Source organism: Bradyrhizobium zhanjiangense (assembly GCF_004114935.1).
Lineage (GTDB): Bacteria > Pseudomonadota > Alphaproteobacteria > Rhizobiales > Xanthobacteraceae > Bradyrhizobium > Bradyrhizobium zhanjiangense.
Map to the genome: position 1 here is coordinate 1,551,240 of NZ_CP022221.1, position 22,818 is coordinate 1,574,057.

General features: G+C 63.7%; 22 protein-coding genes. 14 read left to right on the forward strand and 8 right to left on the reverse strand.

What is annotated here, in order from left to right; genetic code table 11:
- Nucleotides 1–33 precede the first annotated feature (33 nt).
- Nucleotides 34–918 (reverse strand): amidohydrolase family protein, encoded by an 885-nt coding sequence (locus XH85_RS07350; RefSeq protein WP_128931361.1) that lies wholly within the window; start codon nt 916–918, stop codon nt 34–36.
- Between the two features lie 306 nt (nt 919–1,224).
- On the opposite strand from XH85_RS07350, the gene ykgO reads away from it, so the two are divergent.
- The 3 genes from ykgO to XH85_RS07365 all read left to right on the forward strand — a co-directional run bounded on the left by ykgO (nt 1,225) and on the right by XH85_RS07365 (nt 2,482).
- The gene (gene ykgO / locus XH85_RS07355) at nt 1,225–1,350 is read left to right on the forward strand and encodes a type B 50S ribosomal protein L36 (protein WP_006611362.1); all 126 of its coding nucleotides are present in this window, start codon (nt 1,225–1,227) and stop codon (nt 1,348–1,350) included.
- Between the two features lie 104 nt (nt 1,351–1,454).
- Entirely contained in the window at nt 1,455–2,096 is a 642-nt protein-coding gene (locus XH85_RS07360; protein ID WP_091886982.1) for a tetratricopeptide repeat protein, read from the forward strand.
- Nucleotides 2,097–2,221: 125 nt separating this feature from the next.
- Entirely contained in the window at nt 2,222–2,482 is a 261-nt protein-coding gene (locus tag XH85_RS07365; protein WP_128931362.1) for a hypothetical protein, read from the forward strand.
- An 11-nt stretch (nt 2,483–2,493) separates the two neighbouring features.
- On the opposite strand, the gene XH85_RS07370 is transcribed toward XH85_RS07365, so the two are convergent.
- A complete protein-coding gene (locus XH85_RS07370) occupies nt 2,494–2,676 on the reverse strand; it encodes a hypothetical protein (protein WP_091886978.1) in 183 nt (60 codons plus the stop codon).
- A gap of 331 nt (nt 2,677–3,007) precedes the next feature.
- Between XH85_RS07370 and XH85_RS07375 the strand changes: the two genes are divergently transcribed.
- Complete coding sequence (locus tag XH85_RS07375) at nt 3,008–3,964, forward strand: alpha/beta fold hydrolase (protein ID WP_164940094.1); 957 nt, start codon at nt 3,008–3,010, stop codon at nt 3,962–3,964.
- Between the two features lie 113 nt (nt 3,965–4,077).
- On the opposite strand, the gene cycA is transcribed toward XH85_RS07375, so the two are convergent.
- Nucleotides 4,078–4,473, reverse strand: a complete 396-nt coding sequence (gene cycA, locus XH85_RS07380; protein ID WP_091886974.1) for a cytochrome c-550 CycA — start codon at nt 4,471–4,473, stop codon at nt 4,078–4,080.
- 276 nt (nt 4,474–4,749) lie between these two features.
- Here cycA and XH85_RS07385 point away from each other — a divergent pair, with 276 nt between their 5' ends.
- The 6 genes from XH85_RS07385 (at nt 4,750) to XH85_RS07415 (ending at nt 11,419) form a co-directional block, all read left to right on the forward strand.
- Entirely contained in the window at nt 4,750–6,243 is a 1,494-nt protein-coding gene (locus XH85_RS07385) for an FAD-linked oxidase C-terminal domain-containing protein (RefSeq protein ID WP_128931364.1), read from the forward strand.
- 244 nt (nt 6,244–6,487) lie between these two features.
- Nucleotides 6,488–6,766, forward strand: a complete 279-nt coding sequence (locus tag XH85_RS44770; protein WP_164940093.1) for a hypothetical protein — start codon at nt 6,488–6,490, stop codon at nt 6,764–6,766.
- Between the two features lie 245 nt (nt 6,767–7,011).
- Nucleotides 7,012–8,250, forward strand: coding sequence for an FAD-binding protein (locus XH85_RS07400; RefSeq protein WP_128931366.1), 1,239 nt, complete (start codon nt 7,012–7,014; stop codon nt 8,248–8,250).
- Nucleotides 8,247–9,569, forward strand: a complete 1,323-nt coding sequence (gene glcF, locus XH85_RS07405; RefSeq protein WP_128931367.1) for a glycolate oxidase subunit GlcF — start codon at nt 8,247–8,249, stop codon at nt 9,567–9,569. The genes XH85_RS07400 and glcF overlap by 4 nt, the downstream gene beginning before the upstream one ends.
- 85 nt (nt 9,570–9,654) lie before the next feature.
- Nucleotides 9,655–10,020 carry a histone gene (locus XH85_RS07410; RefSeq protein WP_128931368.1) on the forward strand — a complete coding sequence of 122 codons (366 nt, stop codon included), beginning with the start codon at nt 9,655–9,657 and terminating at the stop codon, nt 10,018–10,020.
- Between the two features lie 385 nt (nt 10,021–10,405).
- Nucleotides 10,406–11,419, forward strand: a complete 1,014-nt coding sequence (locus XH85_RS07415; protein WP_128931369.1) for a TorF family putative porin — start codon at nt 10,406–10,408, stop codon at nt 11,417–11,419.
- Nucleotides 11,420–11,828: 409 nt separating this feature from the next.
- Here the strand turns inward: XH85_RS07415 and XH85_RS07420 are convergent, their stop codons facing one another.
- Nucleotides 11,829–13,583 carry an ABC transporter ATP-binding protein/permease gene (locus tag XH85_RS07420; protein ID WP_128931370.1) on the reverse strand — a complete coding sequence of 585 codons (1,755 nt, stop codon included), beginning with the start codon at nt 13,581–13,583 and terminating at the stop codon, nt 11,829–11,831.
- Between the two features lie 313 nt (nt 13,584–13,896).
- Here XH85_RS07420 and XH85_RS07425 point away from each other — a divergent pair, with 313 nt between their 5' ends.
- Together XH85_RS07425 and XH85_RS07430 are read left to right on the forward strand one after the other, a co-directional pair.
- Nucleotides 13,897–15,561 carry an L-lactate permease gene (locus XH85_RS07425; protein WP_128931371.1) on the forward strand — a complete coding sequence of 555 codons (1,665 nt, stop codon included), beginning with the start codon at nt 13,897–13,899 and terminating at the stop codon, nt 15,559–15,561.
- Between the two features lie 143 nt (nt 15,562–15,704).
- Complete coding sequence (locus tag XH85_RS07430) at nt 15,705–16,103, forward strand: META domain-containing protein (protein ID WP_128931372.1); 399 nt, start codon at nt 15,705–15,707, stop codon at nt 16,101–16,103.
- 147 nt (nt 16,104–16,250) lie between these two features.
- Here XH85_RS07430 and XH85_RS07435 read toward each other — a convergent pair whose 3' ends face one another.
- From XH85_RS07435 to XH85_RS07445, 3 genes are all read right to left on the reverse strand, one after another.
- Complete coding sequence (locus XH85_RS07435; protein ID WP_128931373.1) at nt 16,251–17,462, reverse strand: hypothetical protein; 1,212 nt, start codon at nt 17,460–17,462, stop codon at nt 16,251–16,253.
- Between the two features lie 144 nt (nt 17,463–17,606).
- Nucleotides 17,607–19,238, reverse strand: coding sequence for a chaperonin GroEL (groL, locus tag XH85_RS07440; RefSeq protein WP_128931374.1), 1,632 nt, complete (start codon nt 19,236–19,238; stop codon nt 17,607–17,609).
- 143 nt (nt 19,239–19,381) lie between these two features.
- Entirely contained in the window at nt 19,382–19,678 is a 297-nt protein-coding gene (locus XH85_RS07445; protein ID WP_091886950.1) for a co-chaperone GroES, read from the reverse strand.
- A 316-nt stretch (nt 19,679–19,994) separates the two neighbouring features.
- Between XH85_RS07445 and XH85_RS07450 the strand changes: the two genes are divergently transcribed.
- Nucleotides 19,995–20,516, forward strand: a complete 522-nt coding sequence (locus tag XH85_RS07450; protein WP_164934682.1) for a hypothetical protein — start codon at nt 19,995–19,997, stop codon at nt 20,514–20,516.
- Nucleotides 20,517–20,677: 161 nt separating this feature from the next.
- Here XH85_RS07450 and XH85_RS07455 read toward each other — a convergent pair whose 3' ends face one another.
- Complete coding sequence (locus XH85_RS07455) at nt 20,678–21,457, reverse strand: protein phosphatase CheZ (protein WP_128931375.1); 780 nt, start codon at nt 21,455–21,457, stop codon at nt 20,678–20,680.
- Nucleotides 21,458–21,772: 315 nt separating this feature from the next.
- Between XH85_RS07455 and XH85_RS07460 the strand changes: the two genes are divergently transcribed.
- Entirely contained in the window at nt 21,773–22,585 is an 813-nt protein-coding gene (locus XH85_RS07460) for a L,D-transpeptidase (protein WP_128931376.1), read from the forward strand.
- Nucleotides 22,586–22,818: the final 233 nt, after the last annotated feature.

Genomic DNA, 22,818 nt, shown 5'->3' on the forward strand with positions numbered 1-22,818 from the left:
GCCCTCGATGCGCTACGGGCGATGGGTGAGCGCCTAGATTCCCAACAGCTTGCGCGCGTTGGCCTTGAGCACCTTCGGCCGGATCTCGTCGCGGATGTCGATCTTGGCAAAATCCGACAGCCAGCGGTCCGGCGTGATCACCGGCCAATCCGAGCCGAACAGCATCTTGTCCTGAAGAATCGAGTTGATGTAGCGCACCAGGATCGGCGGAAAATACTTCGGCGACCAGCCGGAGAGGTCGATATAGACGTTCGGCTTGTGGGTCGCGACCGACAGCGCCTCCTCCTGCCAGGGGAAGGAGGGGTGGGCGAGGATGATCTTGAGGTCGGGGAAATCGGCCGCGACGTCGTCCGTGTACATCGGGTTGGAATATTTCAGCCGCATCCCCATTCCGCCGGGCATGCCGGAGCCGACACCGGTCTGGCCGGTGTGGAACAGCGCGATCGCGCCGCCATTGTTGATCTCTTCATAGAGCGGGTAGGCCATGCGGTCGTTGGCGTAGAAGCCCTGCATGGTCGGGTGGAATTTGAAGCCGCGCACTCCGTATTCCTCGATCAGCTTGCGCGCCTCGCGGGCGCCCAGCTTGCCCTTGTGCGGATCGATCGAGACGAAAGGGATGAGGACGTCGAGATGGTCGGAGGCGACCTCCAGCATCTCGTAATTGTTATAGCGGCGGAAGCCGGTCTCGCGCTCGGCGTCGACCGGGAAGATCACGGCGGCGATGTTCTTGGAGCGGTAGTACGCCGCGGTCTCCGGCACCGTTGGCGGATGCTTGTTGGGTGACTTGAAATACTCCGCCATCTGCGCCTGGAAATCGTCATAGCCGTCGTCGGCATGGCAGCCGCAGGGCTCTTCGGCATGGGTGTGGATGTCGATGGCAACGACATCGTCGATATTGGGCAGCTTCAGTTTCGGCATTGGTTTCCTCCCGACGGGTTGCCAAATTGATTATATCATATAACGAAATTGGCAAGGCGCTGCCGTAGGTTCTCGGCTTGGCAGATCGGGCCGATCCGGCCATTTCTACTGTGCATTGGGGTTGTTTTCGCGAATTTTGCTGGTTCGGAACCGGGCAGTTAACATTGACATCACCTCCCGCGATGCCTTAAGAACCGCCCCGTCCCGGGCGGTCATCCGCCAGCGGGAAAAATCTCATTTTGCCACATTCGCGCGTGCCGAAACGGTAGTGCCGAACACGGCCTTTCGAACGTTCAGGATTCTGCCATGAAGGTCCGTAACTCGCTGAAATCGTTGCGCGGTCGCCATCGCGCCAACCGCCTGGTCCGCCGCAAGGGCCGGGTCTATGTGATCAACAAGGTGCAGCGTCGCTTCAAGGCGCGCCAGGGCTGATCTCGCCCTGCCGGAGGCCTTCGCGCTCCGCAACACCACGGTCTCACACGAGTTTGACGCCGCCCTGCTTTGCAAGGGCGGCTTTGCGCGTTTAGACTTTGCCCATGGCACTGAGATTCCTCTGCGCGCCCACCCTGTGTCTGGCTCTCGTCCTGGGGACCGCCGGCTTCGCCCCGGTGCTGGCGCAGCAGATTGAGCCGCCGCCTCCGCCGGGCCAGCAGAAGAAGCTGCCGGAAGCGCCGGCCAAGCTGCCCAAGGTCGACCGCACCAAGAATCTCGATTTCCTGTTCGGCGCGCTGAAGGCAGCGCCCGACGAGACCAGCGCCAAGCATGTCGAGGCGCGGATCTGGGCGATCTGGCTCCAGACCCCGAGCGACACCGCGGCACTGTTGATGTCGCGCGCCAAGACCGCGGTCGAGGCGCAGAAGATCGATGTCGCAATCAAGCTGCTGGATTCGATCATCAAGCTCAGGCCCGACTATATCGAGGCCTGGAACCGGCGCGCCACGCTCTATTACATGCAGAACGATTATGGCCGCTCACTCGCCGACATCCAGCAAGTGCTGATCCGGGAGCCGCGCCATTTCGGTGCGCTCGCAGGGCTCGGCATGATCATGCAGGAGGTCGGCAACGAGAAGCGCGCGCTGGAAGCCTACCGCAAGGCGCTCGCCGTCAATCCGCACCTCGAGAAGATCCCCGACCAGGTCAAGGCGCTGACCGAGAAGGTCGAAGGCCGCGACATCTAGCCTATAACTCGATCATTTCTTGAGCGATCGCGGCCGGCGCGAATTAACCACGATCGCAGGCGTCGCGTCGCGAGGGCTATTGCCCGGGCTGCCGCAGGCCTACCTGCATGGCAGGAGCAAAAGCCATGAAGCGTTTGATCTTTGCAGGTAGCTTGCTGCTCGCGTCCGGGACGGTGAGCCTCGCCGATGGATTGTTCTGGGTGGTCGGCAACCGCGCCACCGGCAAATGCGATATCGTGACCAGCAATCCCGTGATCATCGGCGATATCTGGTTCGGTGACGGCCCCTACAAATCCAAGGCCGACGCCAAGCTCGCCCGTTCGACGATCCGCGCCTGTCCCGCGGCAACGCCCGACGAGGAGAAGGACGAGGACGGGTCGAACTAAGTCGCTTGCACCTAGTGCAGGACGCTGCCGCCGCGCTCGGTGAGACCGCGATCGGCGACCGCGGCGTAAGCCTTTGCAAGCTCCGCTTCGAGATGCTCGTTGATCAGGAGCAGCGCCCGCACGGCACCGCGCAGGTCGCCGCTGCAGCTCGCGACGATCTCGTCGATCGCAGTGTCGTTCGATCTGAAGCTCATCGAAAATCCTCCGGTTCAAACCAGGAAAAAATCCTGCCGGTCTTTCCCGCATCCCCGAGGCTGCGAGGAGGATCGGCGCCCACCCGCGCCTAGATGGCCGAACCGACCATGGCGATTATATGGAAGCCGCGATGACGACTGCATGAAGCTGGTCCGAGGCTTGCGTGACGCCAAGGAATATTGTTGATTCCGTTGGGTTTTTACGTTCCCTAATTGTGCACATATCCACAGCCCCGCTGTTTCCGGTGGAAGCCCTGAAGCCGACTGAGCGAAACTGCCGTGTGCCAAGACCCGTAACTGCCTTGTGCCCAGGACCGCCCGGATTCGCTCAATGATCGTGATGTCAGTCGTGACGGCGCTGGTTCTGCTGGCGCTGGCCACGCAGGCCGGAATCCTTGTCGTGCAGCGCGCCTTTCCGCCGCAGGGCCGGATGATCGAGGTCGACGGCGCGGTGCTTCACGTCGTCGATCTCGGCCCGCGCAATGCTGGCCTGCCGATCGTGATGCTGCACGGCGCAAGCTCCAATCTCGAAGCAATGCGGCGGCCGCTCGGTGATCTCCTCGCCAGCGATCATCGCGTCATTCTGATCGACCGTCCCGGCCATGGCTGGAGCACGCGCGTGCGGCGGCAGGATTCGACGCCGCAGATCCAGGCGCGGATGATCGATGATGCGCTTCAGAAGCTCGGGATCGACCGCGCGGTCTTCGTGGTGCATTCCTGGAGCGGCGCCCTGGGCGCGCGGATCGCGGTCGATCACCCGCACCGCGTCGCTGGCCTCGTGATGCTCGCGCCCGTCACTCATCCCTGGCGCGGCGGCGTCGGCCGCTACAACGAGATCATCGCAACGCCTGTGATCGGTTCGCTGCTCGCCTACACGATCACGCTGCCGCTCGGCTATGCTCTTACTGAATCCGGTGCGCGCAACGTCTTCCTGCCGCAAGTCATGCCGGACGGCTTCGTCAAGGACTCCGCGACGCCGCTGCTGCTGCGTCCGCGCGAGTTCATCGCCAATGCCTATGATCTGGTGACGCTGAAGGAAGCGGTTGCTGCGCAAGTCGCGCGTTATGGCGAGATATCGGCGCCGGTCACGATCATCGCCGGCGAGCCCGACAAGACCGTATCGACCGGCATCCACGCACGCCCCTTTGCCGCGATCGTGCCGAATGCGAAGCTGATCGTGCTGCCCGATCTCGGCCACATGGTGCAGAACGCCGTACCGGATGTCGTGAAGGCGGAGATCGAGACGATGATCGGGAAAATCGTCTCGGCGCAGGCGGCCGCCGATTAAAGCCTTTTCGAGCGAAGTGGATACCGGTTCGCGTGAAGGAAACGCGTCAAGAAGCTAGAGCTTCGGTTCTGATTCAATCAGAATCGAAGCTCTAGCGGCCGCCTTTTCCGCACCTACTGCTTGATCTTCCCGTCCTTGTCGAACTGCGAGACATAGGCCCAGAGATTGTTGATCTCGGTCTCGTTCTTGATGCCGGCGAACGCCATCTTGGTGCCGGGGATCTTGGCTTTGGGATCCTTGATGTATTCCTTGAAGGTCGGCTCGTCCCAGGTGATGCCGGAATTCTTGTTCGCATCCGAGTAGTTGTAGTCCGGAGCGGTGCCCGACTTGCGGCCGTTGAGGCCGTTGAGCTCGGGGCCGACCTTGTTCTTGGCGCCTTCGCCGATTGCGTGGCAGGCCAGGCATTTGTTGAACGATGTCTTGCCGGCCGCGACATCCTGCGCCATCGCGGCGGGTGCGGTGGCAATCACGGTGAGGATCGTCAGTGCGCCAAAAGTCAGTTTTGTCATCGGGTGCTCTTCGTCTCTTCCCTGGTGGGTCTAGTCAGTCTCTTGCCTGAGCGGCAATCGTCGGACCTGCCGGTTTTGGCAGGCCTGCCCGGCTTGGACAAGCCGCCAGACCATGACAGGTTTCACGATTTCCTACTTGTCCCAGAGCGAACTCGCTGGCGATTGCGGATCCGACTTTCGGATGGCCTACCCAAACACCCCCGGACGTGGTTGATTTACCGCGACAAATTGGACCGCCCGGCGTGAGCCGGAAGGATATGCCATGAAGGATTTGATATGGCCATCATGATGCCTGCGAGCGACCAGGCCGTGCTCGCGCGCCGCGCGGACGTCGTTGCCGCACTGCGCGCAATCGTCCCCGGCGAAGGCGTGATCGACAGCGCCGCCGAGATGCGAGCCTATGAATCCGACGGATTGACGGCCTATCGGCAGCCGCCGATGGTCGTGGTGCTGCCTGACACCACCGAGCAGGTCTCGCTGGTCCTGAAATATTGTGCAAAGCAGGGCATCAAGGTCGTGCCCCGCGGGTCCGGTACCTCGCTGTCCGGGGGCGCGCTGCCGCTCGAGGACGGCGTGCTGCTCGGGCTCGGCAAGTTCAAGCGCATCCGCGAGATCGATTTCGACAACCGCGTCGTCGTCACCGAGCCCGGCGTCACCAACCTCGCCATCAGTCAGGCGGTCGCGCATGCCGGCTTTTACTACGCGCCCGACCCGTCCTCGCAGATCGCCTGCTCGATCGGCGGCAATGTCGCGGAAAATTCCGGCGGCGTGCATTGCCTGAAATACGGGATGACCACCAACAACGTGCTCGGTTGTGAGATCGTGCTGATGAGCGGCGAGATCCTGCGCATCGGCGGCAAGTCGGCGGAGAACCCTGGCTACGATCTGATGGGCGTCATCACCGGTTCCGAAGGCCTGCTCGGGGTCATCACCGAGATCACGGTGCGCATCCTGCAAAAGCCGGAGACCGCGCGTGCGCTGATGGTCGGCTTCGCGGAGGTCGAGGCCGCCGGCGAATGCGTGGCGCGCATCATCGGGGCCGGCATCATCCCTGGGGGCATGGAGATGATGGACAGGCCCGCGATCCACGCCGCCGAGGCCTTCGTCCATGCCGGCTATCCGCTCGATGTCGAGGCGCTGCTGATCATCGAGCTCGACGGTCCCAAGATCGAGGTCGACGAGCTGATCACGCGCGTCGAGGCGATCGCGAATGGCTGCGGTTCGACCACCTGCCAGATCTCGACCTCGGAGGCCGAGCGCAATCTGTTCTGGGCGGGCCGCAAAGCCGCATTCCCCGCCGTGGGCCGCATCTCGCCCGATTATCTCTGCATGGATGGCACGATTCCCCGCGGCGCGCTGCCGAAGGCGCTGGCGCGCATCCGCGAACTCAGCGAAAAATACCAGCTCGGCTGCGCCAACGTGTTCCATGCTGGCGACGGCAATCTGCACCCGCTGATCCTCTACGATGCCAACAAGCCCGGCGAGATCGAGCGCGCGGAGGCTTTTGGCGCCGACATCCTGCGCGCCTGCGTCGAATTCGGCGGCGTGCTCACCGGCGAGCACGGCGTCGGCATCGAGAAGCGCGACCTCATGCCGGATATGTTCAGTGAGATCGACCTCAACCAGCAGCAGCGGTTGAAATGTGCCTTCGACGCGCAGGGCCTGCTCAATCCCGGAAAGGTGTTTCCGACCCTGCACCGCTGCGCCGAGCTCGGCCGCATGCATGTGCATGCAGGTAAGCTGGCGTTTCCGGATATTCCCCGGTTCTGAGCGACCGGGATCACTCACACGAAGAGCCGCCGGGTTGAGACCGCGGCGGCTCTTGTCATTGGCCTATTGGCAATTGCGGGGCGACCGTCAGTAGCCAGACTTCGTGCTCGCGCCACCAGACTTCGTGCTCGCGCCAGTGGTTTGGCCGGGAGCGTAGCCAGAAGCGCCGGGGTGACCTTTCTTAGAACCCATGGCGTGCTTCTTATGTCCCGGAGTGTAGCCGGATGCTCCCGGATGGCCTGCCTTGGAGCCCTTAGTCTGCATCTCTTGGCCCGGCGTCTTGCTTGATACGCCTTGGGCAAAGACGGCCGGCGCAGTGCCGATGAGGGCGATGGCAGAAAGTGCAACAATTATTCTCTTCATCTTCATTCCTCCTTCTGAAGGAAGCACCGTGATCAACGGGTTGGAAACTGCGCCGTTCCATGAACGCCTGTTCATCAATCTATTATCGAGGGTCCACCAAATGCCCGATGTGCGCGTCGCGCCGATCCGCCGAAGCAGTACCGGTGATCCCGACGATTGATGCAGAGCGCGAAGTCTGGTTGCGGGCGCCGAGAGATTGCGTCGCCTTACCGTTCTTGCTCGCTTCGTCCGGCTGGGCTGCTTCGGTAAGATGCGCCAGTTGACGACAAGCAGCGGAAGGCATGAGCAGCATAGCGAGCGCCCGGCCACCGCTCTTTCGCGTTGCACCAGAGATTGCCGGCCTGGGCGAAGCGCAGTGTCTGACAGATTTGATTTCCGGCGCGAATTTCGTTACGGCCTCCTCTCGTGGATACGCTCAAGGTCAGAGACGGCAAAGACGTCGAAGAGGTGGTGCGCGCGGCGATCGCCAACGAGCAGCCGCTCGAGATCATCGGTCATGGCTCCAAGCGCGGTATCGGCCATGCGATGGCGACCAATGCCGTGCTCGACGTCTCCGCGCTCAATGCGGTCACCTCCTACGAGCCCAACGAGTTGATCGTCACGCTCCAGGCCGGCGCGCCGCTGGCCGACGTGCTGTCGCTGATCGATGCCAAAAACCAGCAATTCGCCTTCGAGCCGATGAACACGGCGCCGCTGCTCGGCACGCCGGCGCTCGGAACCATCGGCGGCATGATCGCCGCCGGGCTCGCCGGTCCCCGGCGGATCAGGGCGGGCGGGGCGCGCGATCACCTGCTCGGGGCGCACGCCGTCTCCGGCTTCGGTGACAGCTTCAAGACCGGCGGCAAGGTGGTGAAGAACGTCACCGGATACGACCTGTGCAAGCTTCTCGCGGGGTCCTGGGGTACGCTGGCGGTGATGACCGAGGTCACGCTCAAGGTGATGCCCAAGCCCGAGGCCGAGCGGACGCTGCTGCTCCGCGGGCTCGACGATGCCCGCGCCAACAAGGCGATGACGGCGGCGCTCGGCTCGCCCTTCGACGTTTCCGGAGCCGCGCATCTGCCGAAATCGGCCTTTCGCGCCAAGGCCAACGGGCTCGGCGACATCGCGGGCCAGGACGAGGCACTGACCGTGCTGCGGCTCGAGGGCATCATGGCCTCCGCCGCGCACCGCGCCGGCTCCTTGCGGGAATTGCTGGCGCCGTTCGGAACCGCGACCCTGATCGAAGACGGCGCATCGGCCGCGCTGTGGGCCACGATCCGCGACGTCCTGCCGTTCGCGGCAAGCGGCGCGGTGGGCGCCTGGCCGGTCTGGCGGATCGTCTGTCCGCCGGCGTCGGGCGCGGCGCTCGGCACCCAATTGGCACGCGAGACCGGCGGCGACCTGATCTACGATTGGGGCGGCGGACTGATCTGGGCGGCGGTGCCGCCGAAGCCGGACGCGCATGCCCCGGCCGTGCGCCAGCTCACCAACGCGTTCGGAGGACATGCTACACTGATCCGGGCGGCCGAGGACGTCAGGCGTGATGTCGATGTATTCCATCCGCAAGCGCCTGGCATCGCGGCGCTGAGCGAGCGGGTGCGCGCCAGTTTCGATCCCAAGACTATTCTCAACCGGGGACGCCTGAGGCGGGGCGCTGCGGCATGAAGACCGAATTCTCACTGGCGCAGCTCGCCGACCCCGACATCGCCGAAGCCGACAAGATCCTTCGCGCCTGCGTCCATTGCGGCTTCTGCACCGCAACCTGTCCGACCTATGTACTGCTCGGCGACGAGCTCGATAGCCCGCGCGGCCGCATCTACTTGATCAAGGAGATGCTGGAGAAGGACCTGGCGCCGACCGCCGAGGTGGTCAAGCATGTCGACCGCTGCCTTTCGTGCCTCGCCTGCATGACGACCTGCCCGTCAGGGGTGAACTACATGCACCTCGTCGACCAGGCCCGGGTCCGGATCGAGCAGCGCTATCAGCGGCCGCTGACTGAGCGGTTGTTGCGTCAGGTGCTGGCCTTCGTGCTGCCGGACCCGCAGCGTTTCCGCGCGAGCATGTGGCTGGCGCGGCTGGCCCGCCCGCTTGCCGTCTTCCTGCCGACGCCCAGGCCCTCGGCCACGCCCGGACTGATCCAGCGCATCAAGGCGATGCTGGCGCTGGCGCCGAACCGACTGCCATTGCCGGGGCCCGCCGCCGGCAGCGTGTTCGCCGCGCTCGGCAAGAGACGCGGCCGGGTCGCTCTGCTGCAGGGCTGCGCCCAGCAGGTGCTGGCGCCGCGCATCAACCAGGCCGCCATCAGCCTTCTCACCCGCCACGGCATCGAGGTTGTCCTGGTCCGGGACGAGCAGTGCTGTGGCGCGCTGACCCATCACCTCGGCAACGACCACGACGCATTGGCGCGGGCGCGCGCCAATATCGCTGCGTGGTGCCGGGAGGCGGCCGGCGAGGGGCTCGACGCCATCCTGGTGACGGCGTCCGGCTGCGGCACCGTGATCAAGGACTACGGCTATCTGCTGCGCGAGGATGTGGCGTTCGCAGCCGATGCGGCGAAGGTGTCCGCGCTTGCCAAGGACATCACCGAATACGTCGCCGGCCTCGGACTTTCGGCCACCGCGCCTCAGGACAACATCGTGGTCGCCTATCACTCCGCGTGCTCGTTGCAGCATGGGCAGAAAATCACGGGCCTTCCGAAAGAATTGCTTTCCAAGAATGGATTCGTGGTGAAAGATGTGCCGGAGAGCCATTTGTGTTGCGGTTCGGCGGGCACCTACAACATTCTCCAGCCCGAGCTTGCGGACCGGTTGCGCGATCGCAAGGTCGCCAACATCGCGAGCGTCAAGCCGGACATGATTGCTGCGGGCAATATCGGCTGCATGGTGCAGATTGCCAGTGGCACATCAATTCCGGTCGTACACACGATTGAGCTTCTCGATTGGGCTACGGGCGGGTCGCGGCCGGCATTGAACGCGCAAGTTTGAGCTTTCAAAAGCTGAGCTTTCGTCCGCAGGTGACGGCAGAAAGACGCCCGATCGACCATTGTTCGGCGGCAACAGGAGGACCACGATGGCGAAAGCGAAGAAGAAAAAAAGCAAGAAGGCCAAAAAGGCTAAGAAGGTCGTAGCGGCGAAGAAGAAGACCGCGAAGAAGGCAGCCAAGAAGTCCGCGAAAAAGTCTGCAAAGAAAGCTGCGAAGAAATCTGCCAAGAAGGCAGCCCCGAAGAAAGCCGCCAAGAAGGCTGCGACGAAGTCGGCCAAGAAGGCCGCACCCAAGAAGGCCGCGAGGAAAGCGGCACCGAAGAAAGCGAAGGCAGCTCCTGCTCCGAAGCCATCAGCACCGGTGGAAGCTCCGGCTCCCGAGCCTGCCGCCGAGACAAGCTGGGCGATGCCTTCGTCTTCTGCGGAATCGGCGCCGGCCGAGGGACAGGGGTAGGTCCAGCGACGCGATCGACAACAGAAAGGCCGCTGCGGTGACGCTGCGGCCTTTTTGCATCGCCACAAGCACCTACAGAGGCCGCCCTTTCTCGCGCCTGTCTGATTCGTAACCTGGGGGCCACGCTTCCTGGCTTCCCCGTACTTGCACGGACCATCCTTTGCAGTTTGCGACGCAATTGATGTGTTCGAGAAGACACACAAGCTGACAACCTTTCGTGGAACGGTCAAAACGCCTAAAAAGGCGGCAGATGCCCGCGCTTTTTGCTTCACCGTTCGCACCCCTCAATTCACATTGCCGCAGTTACGAAATTTGCAATCAGGTCGAGCGCCCCGGGGGGCTAACGGGATCTGACTGGGTCTAAGAACTGGCGATGGGGATCGAAATGAAAAAAGTGGCTTTGTTGGCAACGGCGCTGGCAATGGTGGCGGGTTCGGCTTTCGCGGCAGACATGCCGGTCAAGGCATTGAAAGCCCCGCCGCCGCCGGCCTTCGATCCCTGGGATATCGCCTTCGGCGGCGCCATCATGAGCGACTACATCTTCCGCGGTATCACCCAGTCGAACCACAAGCCGTCTGTCGCCGCCTATTTTGAGCCGCGCTACAACGTCACCAAGGACCTCCAGCTCTATGTCGGCTTGGCCGGTGAGAGCATCTCCTTCCCGAACCGCGCCGCGGCCGAGATCGACGTCTACGGCGGTATCCGCCCGACCTTCGGTGCGTTCGCCTTCGACATCGGTGTCTGGGGTTATCTGTATCCGGGTGGCACCTGCTTTTACGGCGCGCCGACTGACACCGCCGGCAACCCGCTCAGCGCGCAGTGCGCGGCGAACGCCCTGCTCAACGGCAACGTGATGAAGAAGGATGTCAGCTTCTTCGAAGTCTACGGCAAGGTGGCTTACACCATCAACGACAGCTGGACCGTCGGCCTGAACGAGTACTACACGCCGAGCTTCCTGAACTCCGGTGCGTGGGGCGACTATGTGTCGATCACCGCCAAGTACACCGCGCCGAGCACCATTTTCGGCTCCAGCGGCGTCGGCATGTACGTCTCGGGTGAGTTCGGCCGCCAATTCCTGGGCACCTCCGACTCGTTCTACGGCACTGGCTTCGCCGCGCCGGGCTTCGCCGGTCCGTTCCCGAACGGCATCAAGTACGCCGATTACAACACCTGGAATATCGGCATCGGCTTCACCTACAAGGTGTTCACGCTCGACCTGCGTTACTCCGACACCGACCTTTCGAAGGCGAACTGCAACGCGTTCACCAGCGACTACACGGCAGGCTTCAACGGCAGCTTCAGCAACATCAATCCGACTGGCGTCGGCTCCAATTGGTGCGGCGCCGCCGGTATCGCCAAGCTCTCCTTCGACCTGACGGCGATGACCAACCTGAAGTAAGTTTCTTCCCGAAACGACTTGATGAGGGCGGCGGAGCAATCTGCCGCCCTTTTGCTTTGGGGCTAATAGACTAAAGGAGTTCGGCCGTGGCGTGCGCGGTGAGGGCTCGATGTTGGCCACATCGTCATGGCCGGCCCGACCTGGACAAGCCAGGGCATGACGTGAAGAAACTTCCACCCTCCCCTGGAGAGGCCCTGTAGGGGGAGGGTCGATCGCGCGCAGCGCGAGCGGGGCGGGGTGATCTCTCGACACGGACAGTGTCAACGCGGATAGACCGTCACCCCACCTCGGTTCGCATTACGCTTCGCTGCATGCGAACCGATCCTCCCCCTCAGGGGAGGATGGGAGCTCGTGTCGCGAAACCGCGCTAAATCACGCCGCCGCGCACACGAATCCGGAGCGCCGCGCCTCAACGCGCCGCGCTCGGCTCCGCTACAGCCGGTTCGCCGCCGAGGACGTGGATCTCGCCGTCCTTCACCATTGTCATCTTGCGGGTGTGGAAGGCGTCGAGCGTCGAGCGGTGGCCGATCGAGACAATGGTCGCCTGCGGCAGCTTCTCCGCCAACAGCCGGTACAGCCGGGCCTCGGACGGCTCGTCCAGCGACGCCGTGGCCTCGTCCAGGAACAGATAGTCCGGCGCATGCAACAGCGCGCGAGCGAGCCCGAGGCGCTGCTGCTCGCCGAGCGACAGCATCCGGTTCCAGTGACCGTCCTCGGCAAGCCGCTTTGCCAGACGCGGCATGCCTACCGCTGTCAGCACTTCCGCGATCTTCTCGGGCGCGATTGTGCCATGATCGGAGGGGTAGATCACGGCATCCCCGAGCGGACCGATCGGGAAATACGGCCGCTGCGGCACCATCATCAGCTTCGCCTTCTCAGGAATGGCGATCGTTCCGTCGCCGAAAGGCCAGATGCCGGCAATGGCCCGGAACAACGTCGACTTGCCGGAACCGGACGGTCCGGTCACCAGAACTCGCTCTGCCGGCCGGACGATGAAGGCATCGGCGCTGACCAGTGGCTCGCCGTTTGGCAGGTTCACCAGCAATTGCTTGAGCGTGATTGCCTTGGCGCTGCCTGGCGCAACGCTGATGGCCGGCTCGTGCGCCGCGACGGTGGCTGCTGAGCTGACCGACATCTCGAAGCCATCGAGACGAGCAATCACCGAGCGCCATTCCGCGAGCGAGCGATACGCCGTGACGAAGAACGACAGCGCATCCTGCACGCTGCCAAACGCCGAGCCGGTCTGCATCAAGTCGCCGAGCTGGATTCTCTTGGCGAAGTAAGCCGGAGCCACCACCACATAGGGGAAGATCACTGCAGCCTGACTGTAGCTTGCCGTGAAAGCGGTCAGGCGCTTGGTCCTGCTCATAATCGCGTACCAGTTGCCTATGACGAAACCAAAGCGCTGCAGCAGATTCCCTCGCTCCGCGCTCTCACCTTTCAAAAGGGCGATCTGCTCCGAATTTTCGCGCACGCGGATCAGGTTGAAGCGGAAGTCGGCCTCGAAGCGCTGCTGTTCGAAATTGAGGTTGATGAGCGGGGCACCGATCCAGTGCGTCAGCGCCGTACCCAGGATTGCGTAGACCAGCGCACACCAGACCAGAAAACCAGGGATAACGATATCGGTACCGTAAATGTGCAGCGGCGCCTTGTCCGACAGGCCCCAGAGAATGACGACGAACGAGGCCAGCGTCACGATCGACGACAGCAGGCCGAGGCCGATGGTCAGGGTCTGCTCGACGAAATTCTTGACGTCCTCGGTGATACGCTGATCCGGATTGTCGGCGGCGTCGCCCTTGAGCTGCATGCGGTAATGCGTCGAGCCGTTGAGCCATTCGCCGAGATAATGTTGCGTCAGCCAGCGCCGCCAACGAATCTGGAGCCACTGGTTCAGGTAGAGCTTGTAGACCGCCAATGCGACGAAGGTGAAGGCAAGGCCAAGAAAGATCCAAATCTCTCTGACGAACCGGTCCAGTTCATATCCCTGGATCGCACTGAAGAATCGGTTCTGCCACTGACTGACCAGAACATTGATCGCCACCAGCGCCAGCTCCATGGCGATGACGGCGGCGAGCAGGCCGCGGCCAGCCCATTTGTCCTCCGATCGGAAATAGGGGGCGGCGATTCGCCAGACGATCGCGAGCGTGGCGCGGATGTTCTTCACAGAGCTGGGTCTCCTCAGGGGATGTGCATAACGGCCCAGAGCCATATGGCTGAGGTAATGGCGAAAATGGGCGCGCTTAGACTAAAGTCGCAAGGTCTGCAATTTGCGTTGGCTTGTCGCAGCTTGCAACCCTAGCATGGGGCTCGACGGCGCGGGGCGGGGTGCTTCGGGATTTCGCGAGCTTGTGAGCGGACGGGAACCGCCGCATTCGCGAGGAATTCGCGTCCGACCCGGGGGTTATCGCTTTCAGCGTCAAGCAGGACCGGCTCTCCACGCGGGTCGCCTGCCACAAACATGCGTGGGGAGGAAGACCATGTGGAATCAAATCTATGACCCGCTGCACAGCCCGGTGCTGTCGACGATCGCGGCGGCAGTGCCCGTCGTCACGCTGCTGGTCCTGATCGCGAGTGGCCGCGTCCAGGCCCATATCGCAGCCGTCATCGCAGTGATCGTGACCAACCTGATCACGATCTTCGTCTTCACCATGCCCGCGAACATGTCGATCCGCGCCTCGGTGCTGGGCATCGTCACCGGGTTCTTCCCCATCGGCTGGATCGTCCTCAACGTCATCTTCCTCTATCAGGTGACGGTAGGGTGCGGAAAATTCGAACTGCTGAAGCGCGCGATCGGCGGCGTCACCGAGGACCGGCGTTTGCAACTGTTGCTGGTGGCGTTCTCGTTCGGTGCCTTCTTCGAGGGTGCCTCGGGCTTCGGCACGCCGGTCGCGATCACCGGCGCGGTGTTGATCGGGCTCGGCTTCTCGCCGCTCGCAGCCTCCGGCCTGTCGCTGATCGCCAACACCGCGCCGGTCGCCTATGGCGCGCTGGGCACGCCGATCCAGGGCCTTGCCTCGGTCACCGGGCTCGACCCGTATATCTTGGGTGCGATGGTCGGCCGGCAATTGCCGTTCTTCTCGCTGATCGTGCCGTTCTGGGTGGTGTGGGCGTTCGCGGGCTGGAGGGGCATGAAGGACGTCTGGCCGGCGATCCTCGTCACGGGCGTGTCGTTTGCAATACCGCAATATGTGATCTCGAATCACATCAATCCCTGGATCGTCGACATCGGGGCATCGCTGATCTCGATGGGCGCCCTCATCCTGTTTCTGAAGGTGTGGCAGCCGAGGCAGCTCTGGCTGTCGCCGGAGCTGCGTGGACACGACGAGTCGCATGCGACCATGGCGCCGGCGAAGCCGCTCGACAAAACTCCGCTCACGCAAGCGGAGCTTTGGAGCGCGCTCTTGCCGTGGATCATCGTCTGCGTCGTGATGCTGCTGTGGGGCAGCGGCTGGTTCAAGACCTGGGCGAACTCGATCTTCACCTTCAACTACGCGGTTCCCGAGCTCGACAAGATGATCAACAAGATGCCGCCGGTGGCGGCGAAACCGACGCCGGAAGGCGCGGTGTTCAGCTTCACCTACCTGTCCTTCACTGGCACGGGCATGCTGATCGCGGCGATCATCTCCGGCTTCCTGATGGGCGTCGGTCCCGTCAAACTCGTGACCGAGTACGGCCGCACCATCCGGCTGTGCGCGATCTCGCTGATCACGATCTCCGCGATGCTCGCGATCGGCACCTTGACGCGCTTGTCCGGCGTCGACGCGACGCTGGGCCTCGCCTTCGCGGCCACCGGCGTGCTCTATCCCTTCTTCGGCACGCTGCTTGGCTGGCTGGGTGTCGCGCTGACGGGATCGGACACCGCCTCAAACGTGCTGTTCGGAAACCTGCAGAAGATCACCTCCGAGCAGCTCGGCCTGTCGCCGGTCCTGATGGCTGCGGCGAACTCCTCCGGCGGCGTGATGGGCAAGATGATCGACGCGCAATCGATCGTCGTCGCCTCCACCGCCACCAATTGGTACGGCCACGAGGGCACCATCCTGCGCTTCGTGTTCCGGCACTCGATCGTGCTGGCCTGCCTCGTCGGCGTGCTCGTGACGTTGCAGGCCTATGTCTGGCCGTTTACGGCGCTGGTGCTGAAGTAGCGGTCGACGCCAGGCTGCGATGCCAATCCCCGCGAGGCTCGCCTCGCGGGGATTTTTGCATCGACATCCGCCATGGGCGAACCTTCTCAAGAACGCTGCCGTCTTATAGAAGGTGCGGCAAGTCAGGTCGGTCGAGAGGTCTCATGGTTTCGTTCAAGCGGTTGGTGTGTGCGGCAGTTGCCATGCTCGCGATGTCCACGCTCGCGCGTGCCGAGGACGGGTTCCCCTTCGGCACCGAAATGACGCTGGAAGCGCTGCCACAGCCCGGCTCGAAGCGGATACCGAACATCGAGATCGGCGACAATGGCGAGGTCGTGCTGGAGCTCTGGTGCAAGGGCGGCAAGGGCCAGTTCTCGGTCGCCGGCAACACCGTGATCTTCGTTCCCGGGCAGATCCAGGATCGTTCCTGTCCGCAGGCCAAGGCCCAGGCCGACGATGAGCTGGTCGGAGCGCTCGGCAGCGTCGAGACTTGGAAACGCCAGGGCGACGTGCTGACGCTGATCGGCCCCAAGCCGCTGCGCTTTCGCGTGAACGGGAATTAGATCTGCTCTCGTGTCCCGGACAAGGCGCGTCGCGTAAGCGAGGCGCCGCAGAGCCGGGACCCAGATTCTACCGGTTATCGAACTCGTGGCCTCTGGGCCCCGGCTCTGCAGCGCTACAGCGCTGCGTCCGGGGCACGATAGCGGCGCCTACTTCCACACCGACTTGTCGGCGTCCCAGCGCTGGCCCTTCAGTTCCTTGGCGAGTGCCTCGACCGAGCCGTTGTCGTCGGGCAGATCGCCTTCCTCGTCGGCCGAAGCGTCGTCCGAGAGGTTAAGCTTGGCGCCGCTACTTTCATCAGCTGTCGTGGTCGCGGGGCTGCCGATCCACAGCATCAGCTTGTCCGTGGTGCCGGGCTTGTCGGGCGAGACGAGCCCTGCGACCTCGATCGTGTCGGTGAGCTCGAGCGCCGGATGATCCTGGTTCGGCCGCTTGAACACCAGCTTGAGCTTGCCGGTCGCCGGGTTGAAGCTTTGCGACACCGGCTTTGCCGCCAGCGTCCTGCTCAGCACGCCCGCAACCGCGGTCGCGAGCTTGTCGCGGTTGATCTTGTCGCCATCGCGCCAGTCGGCGGCGGGGAAGCGGATGGTGCGGTCCATCTCGGTCATGCCCGCGGTCCAGCCCGCGGCGGTGACGCCGGGCATCGCCTTGAACTTTGCCAGCAGCGCCCCCGCGCGCTCCGGATCGACCGACATGTTGATGGTCTGCTCACCGGCGCGCAGCGCGTCGCAGCCGACATTGAGGCTGGCCAGCGTCACCTCAACCTCCTGGCCCTTCAGGCTCTTCAGGAAGTCGGTCGCGGCATCGAGCTTGACCTTGACCGCGATCGCCTCCGGCGAGACGTCGGTGAAATCCTTCGGCTGCGGCGTGATGCCGTCATCGGAGGTCTGGTTGTCGAGGAATTCCTTCTCGCTGAGATCGGAATTGTCGGGCGAGGTGACCTCGGTCACGGTCTGGCCGATCGTGATCTGGCCGCGGAACTCGAACGTGTCCCCGGCCTGCTTGCGCAGCAGCTTGACGCTGACCGGCGCCTTCGCGCCGAGGCTCTGCGTCGTGCCCGTCAGGTTCTGGCCCGCAACCTGGAGATTGACGACGAAGCGGTCCTTCCGGTCGGAATTCTTCGCGACGGGATAGCAGACGTCGAGCACGGCCGCCGTGACCGTCTTGCCCTGGCGCGTCTCCTTCAGGATCACGTCGGCATTGCCGTCCATCAGCCCGTCGATCGAGGTGAAATAGCGCGTCTCGACGCCGCCGGGCGTAGTGGCCTTCGGCGACAGCTTCATCTGGGCGGAAGCGATCTCGGGCGAGGCGGCGAGTAGGGCCACCAAAAGGGCTGTCGAACAAACCGGAAGCGCGCGCATCGACGAAATCCTCGAGCAATCAGAATCGGGGCCACCGTAGTGGGTTTTGGCCGCCGGTTGAATCGGAAAGCGGAGGGGCAGGGTCGGCAAAAAAGAAGGCCGCCCGGAGGCGGCCTTCGTAACACTGGAGGGTGAGGATGGGCCTTAGAAGCCGCCCATGCCGCCGCCGGCCGGCATGGCGGGCGGAGCTTCCTTCTTCGGCATTTCGGCGACCATGGCTTCGGTGGTCACCAAGAGGCCGGCCACGGAGGAGGCGTCCTGGAGCGCGGTGCGCACCACCTTGGCGGGATCGATGATGCCCTTCTCGACCATGTCGACATAGTCCTCGTTCTGGGCGTCGAAGCCGAAGGTCTCGGACTTGTTCTCCAGGATCTTGCCGACGACGATCGAGCCTTCCACGCCGGCGTTCTCGGAGATCTGGCGGATCGGGGCTTCCAGCGCCTTCAGCACGATGTTGATGCCGGCCTGGACGTCGGCATTGTCGTTGGACAGGCGGCCGACCGCCTTCTTGGCGCGCAGCAGCGCGACGCCGCCGCCGGGCACGATGCCTTCCTGCACCGCGGCGCGGGTGGCGTTGAGGGCGTCCTCGACGCGGTCCTTCTTCTCCTTGACCTCGATCTCGGTCGCACCGCCGACGCGGATTACCGCGACGCCGCCGGCGAGCTTGGCGAGGCGCTCCTGAAGCTTCTCACGGTCGTAGTCCGAGGTGGTCTCCTCGATCTGCGCCTTGATCTGGCCGACGCGGGCCTCGATGTCGGGCTTCTTGCCGGCACCGTTGACGATCGTGGTGTTCTCCTTGTCGATCACCACCTTCTTGGCGCGACCGAGCATCTTCACCGTGACGTTCTCGAGCTTGATGCCGAGCTCTTCGGAGATGAGCTGGCCACCAGTGAGAATCGCGATGTCCTCGAGCATGGCCTTGCGGCGGTCACCGAAGCCAGGCGCCTTGACGGCGGCGACCTTGAGGCCGCCCCGCAGGCGGTTGACCACCAGGGTGGCGAGCGCCTCGCCCTCGACGTCCTCGGCGACGATGACGAGCGGCTTGCCCGACTGCACCACGGCTTCGAGCACCGGCAGCATGGCCTGCAGGCCCGAGAGCTTCTTCTCGTGCAGGAGGATATAGGCGTCCTCGAGCTCGGCGGTCATCTTCTCGGCATTGGTGACGAAGTAGGGGCTGAGATAGCCGCGGTCGAACTTCATGCCCTCGACGATGTCGACCTCGGTGTCGAGCGACTTGTTCTCCTCGACGGTGATGACGCCCTCGTTGCCGACCTTCTGCATCGCCTGGGCGATCATCTTGCCGATGGCGGCATCGCCGTTGGCCGAGATGGTGCCGACCTGGGCGACTTCGGAGGAGGCGGCGACCGGCTTGGCGCGCTTTTCGATGTCCTTGACCACGGCCGCAACCGCGGAGTCGATGCCGCGCTTGAGATCCATCGGGTTCATGCCGGCGGCAACCGCCTTGGCGCCTTCGCGCACGATGGCCTGGGCCAGCACGGTCGCGGTGGTGGTGCCGTCGCCGGCGAGGTCGTTGGTCTTGGAGGCGACCTCTCGCACCATCTGGGCGCCCATGTTCTCGAACTTGTCCTCGAGCTCGATCTCCTTGGCGACGGTGACGCCGTCCTTGGTGATGCGGGGTGCGCCGAAGCTCTTCTCGATGACGACGTTGCGGCCCTTCGGGCCGAGCGTCACCTTGACGGCGTTGGCGAGAACGTCGACGCCGCGCAGCATGCGATCGCGCGCGTCTCCGGAAAACTTGACGTCTTTGGCAGCCATTTCTGCAATCCCTCGTGTTTCGTGATGTATCTGCCGCTTGTGTTGCGCCAATCCCGGGTCCGCAAGTCGAACCCGGCGGAATGATGGATGCCCGGATCGCGCGATCCGGGCATGGCATTCAGCGGCCGTTCAGACGGATGGCCTTAGGCCAGCACGCCCATGATGTCCGACTCCTTCATGATCAGGAGCTCTTCGTTCTCGATCTTGACCTCGGTGCCCGACCATTTGCCGAACAGCACGCGGTCGCCGACCTTGAGGTCGATCGGGATCAGCTTGCCGGTCTCGTCGCGGCCGCCCGGGCCGACGGCGACGATTTCGCCCTGGGAGGGCTTTTCCTTGGCGGTGTCGGGAATGATGATGCCGCCCTTGGACTTTTCCTCGGCGTCGATACGTTTGACCACGACACGGTCATGCAGCGGACGAAATTTGGATTTAGCCATGACGTTTCCCTTTGGAGGCTCGCTTCGGAAGTAGTGGAAGTGGGTTGGGGCGGCGCTTCCGTCCACCCTCTTCCCGAGGATCGAACGGCACGCTTAGCAATCGGGCTTTCCGAGTGCTAATAGTGCGCCCGGAAATATGGCTTGGCCGCGATCCTGTCAAGCAAAGGTGGTTAAGCGATTGGTGAGGCGGATATAGGATGGTGGCATTGGAAACTCGTTCGGGGCGCCGGCGTATCAAACGACGGCATTGCTCCAGCGGCGGTTTTGCGCTTGGCTGCGGGAGGGGTGCGGCCATGGTCTTGTTCGGGGGAATGCCATGATCAGTTCAGCTCGCGCGCGCACGGTTGCCAATCTGGCCGCCGCGTCTTGTCTGGCGCTATTGCTGGGCGCCTGCGGCGGCGGCATGAGCCTGCCGTCCTTCTCGTCGTCTTCGCCGCCGCCCGAGGCTGAGCCGGGCACCGGCCCGGAAATGCCCGCGACGATCCGCTCCGACGAGATCGTCGGCCGCTGGGGTCTCGCCTCGTTCCAGAACCCGGCCGACCGCGCCCGCACCGAGGCTGCCGCCCGGGCGCAGTGCAAAAATCCCTATGTGATCACCGCCGGCTCCTCCGGCGGCGTGATCATGCATCTGGCCGACCAGGCGACCCCGCAGGAGCTGCGGCTGAAGGGCTCGCCGAGCGGCAAGAACTACATCGGCCCCGCCGGCCCGACGCCGGGCGAGCAGGACCGCGAGATCATCTCCTTCGATGGCCGCGTGCTGATCACCCGCTTCATCGACAAGGACGCCGCCACCCGCTACGGCAACATGGTCTACGTCCGCTGCGCGCCGAGGGCGTGATCGGGATTCCGGCCTAACCACGCGTCATTGCGAGCGGTAGCGAAGCAATCCAGAGTCTTTCCACGGTGACGGTCTGGATTGCTTCGCTACGCTCGCAATGACGGCAAACAAAAAAACGCCGGCTTGCGCCGGCGTTTTGTTTTTCAGAATGACAAGTCCGCTCAGTCGAACAGCGCGTCGATGTCGTCCTGCGAGGCATGGCCGACGTCGCCGGCGAGTTTCGGGCCGTTGAGGAGCTTTTCGTCATCGCTGCGGTTGTCGACAGGCGCCGGCACATGGGCCTTGATCGCGTCGACGCCGCCCCAGATCTCCATCATCGCATTGATGTGCTGCTCGATGAACTTCATCGTGGTCATGACCTTGCTGATGCGCTGGCCGGTCAGATCCTGGAAGTTGCAGGCTTCGAAAATTGAGATGACGCGTTCCTGGATGTCGTCGGCGAGCCGCTTCTGCTGATCGGCCGATTGCACCTTGGACATCGCGCTGGCCGCCTGGTCGATCGACTCGGCGGCTTCGAGGATTTGCTGCGTCGCCTGCTCGGTGCCGCCGACGACCGCGCCGAGCTCGCCAGTGACCTTGGCCATCTCGCCGCCGTCGAAGCTCTTGCCGTGCAGCGTCGCGATCTCGCGCTTGGTGCGGTCGATGGCGTCGTGGATGAGGTCGAGCTCGACCTTCAGCTTCTCGCACTGCTCGATCTGCGCCCGGTAGGTCTCGAGCATGGTACGAGCTTCCGACAGCTCGTGGGCGGTGGAGGCGTCGATCGCCGCCATGGCTGCGCTGCCGGACAAGGGCACAGTGCCCTTCGCCATCTGTGCGCGGATCGCGCGCAGCTCGGCCATGATCTCGCTATGCATCGGGATTGCTTCTTCGGTTACGTCAAGAATCGGCATCTCGCCACCGGCGATATCTTCGACGCGAAAACGCTTGCGGTGAACAGCCATCAGGATACTCCCCCCACCTCATTCACGCGTCTTTGTAGGCAGAAGCGATTTAACACGAAGTTCACAGCCGGAACTGTCGTGCGGCGTCGCGCGACGGCGCGCAAAGAAGCGATTAACCATGGCCGCGCTGCGTTCATCGAAAATAAACGCTGATCGCCAAATTGGCCCGCGCTTGACGACGTGGTGAATCCAAACGCCTGATACGTTTACCAAACAAAACGGCTTTTGCTTTTTATTGACCACGTCGCGGCGGTCGATCAGCCAGGCGCCTTCCCCGACGCATGTGATCTAGACGAAACAGTACAGAGTACGTCGATGTTCAAGAAAATGTCTGTCGCGCTGCTCGGCAGCGCTTGCACCTTCATTGCCGGCGCAAACAGCGCCAGCGCCTTCGATAACACCGTGCCGAACGATCCGCCCGCGGTGCTCTATGCGCCGCAGGTGCCGCCGGCGCCGGTGCGCGTCGCCTCCAACTCGAACATGGGCGGCGGCTTCATCGAATTCCTGTTCGGCGACGGTCCCGGCCGCGGTCCGGCCTATGCGCCGCAGCAGCCGGTGTATCAGCAGCAGCCGGCCTATTACGATCAGCGCCGTCTGCCGCCGATGGGCGAGCCGCAGATGCAAGGCGGAGTTCAGCAAGGCGCGCTCCAGCAGGATGCGGTCGATCCGCGGCAGCGTCCGTTCGATCCGAAATTCGAGAAGCAGCTCGTTGACTATGGCGGCAAGGAAAGCCCCGGCACGATCGTGGTCGATACGCCGAACAAGTTCCTCTATCTCGTCGAGGGCAACGGCAGGGCGATGCGCTACGGTATCGGTGTGGGCCGTCCCGGCTTCACCTGGTCCGGCGTGAAGTCGATCACCGCTAAGCGCGAATGGCCGGACTGGACGCCGCCGGCGGAAATGCTCGCACGCCGCCCCGATCTGCCCCGGCACATGGAAGGCGGCCCGGAAAATCCGCTGGGCGCCCGCGCGATGTATCTGGGCTCCACGCTCTACCGCATCCATGGCTCCAACGAGCCCTGGACCATCGGCACCAACGTCTCCTCCGGCTGCATCCGCATGCGCAACGAGGACGTCATCGACCTCTACGGCCGCGTCAATGTCGGCACCAAAGTCGTGGTGATGTGAGGCGTTTTGCGCTTGAAGCGAGCCGTCAACCCGCGCCGGCTCGCGATGCGCGGCATCGAAGGCGTTGCGTGCCGCCGGCGAACGCCTTCCAGCTATGCTCGCTGACGGTGCCGCGTCGACCCGGCAACGGAGCAGCGACGACGAGTTGACGAATGGGAATGCGGTGCGCGAGCGGAGCGGTTCAGCCGCCGCGCCGACAGCTCTGCCTTCCTGAGCCGCTCGTGCAGTCCCTC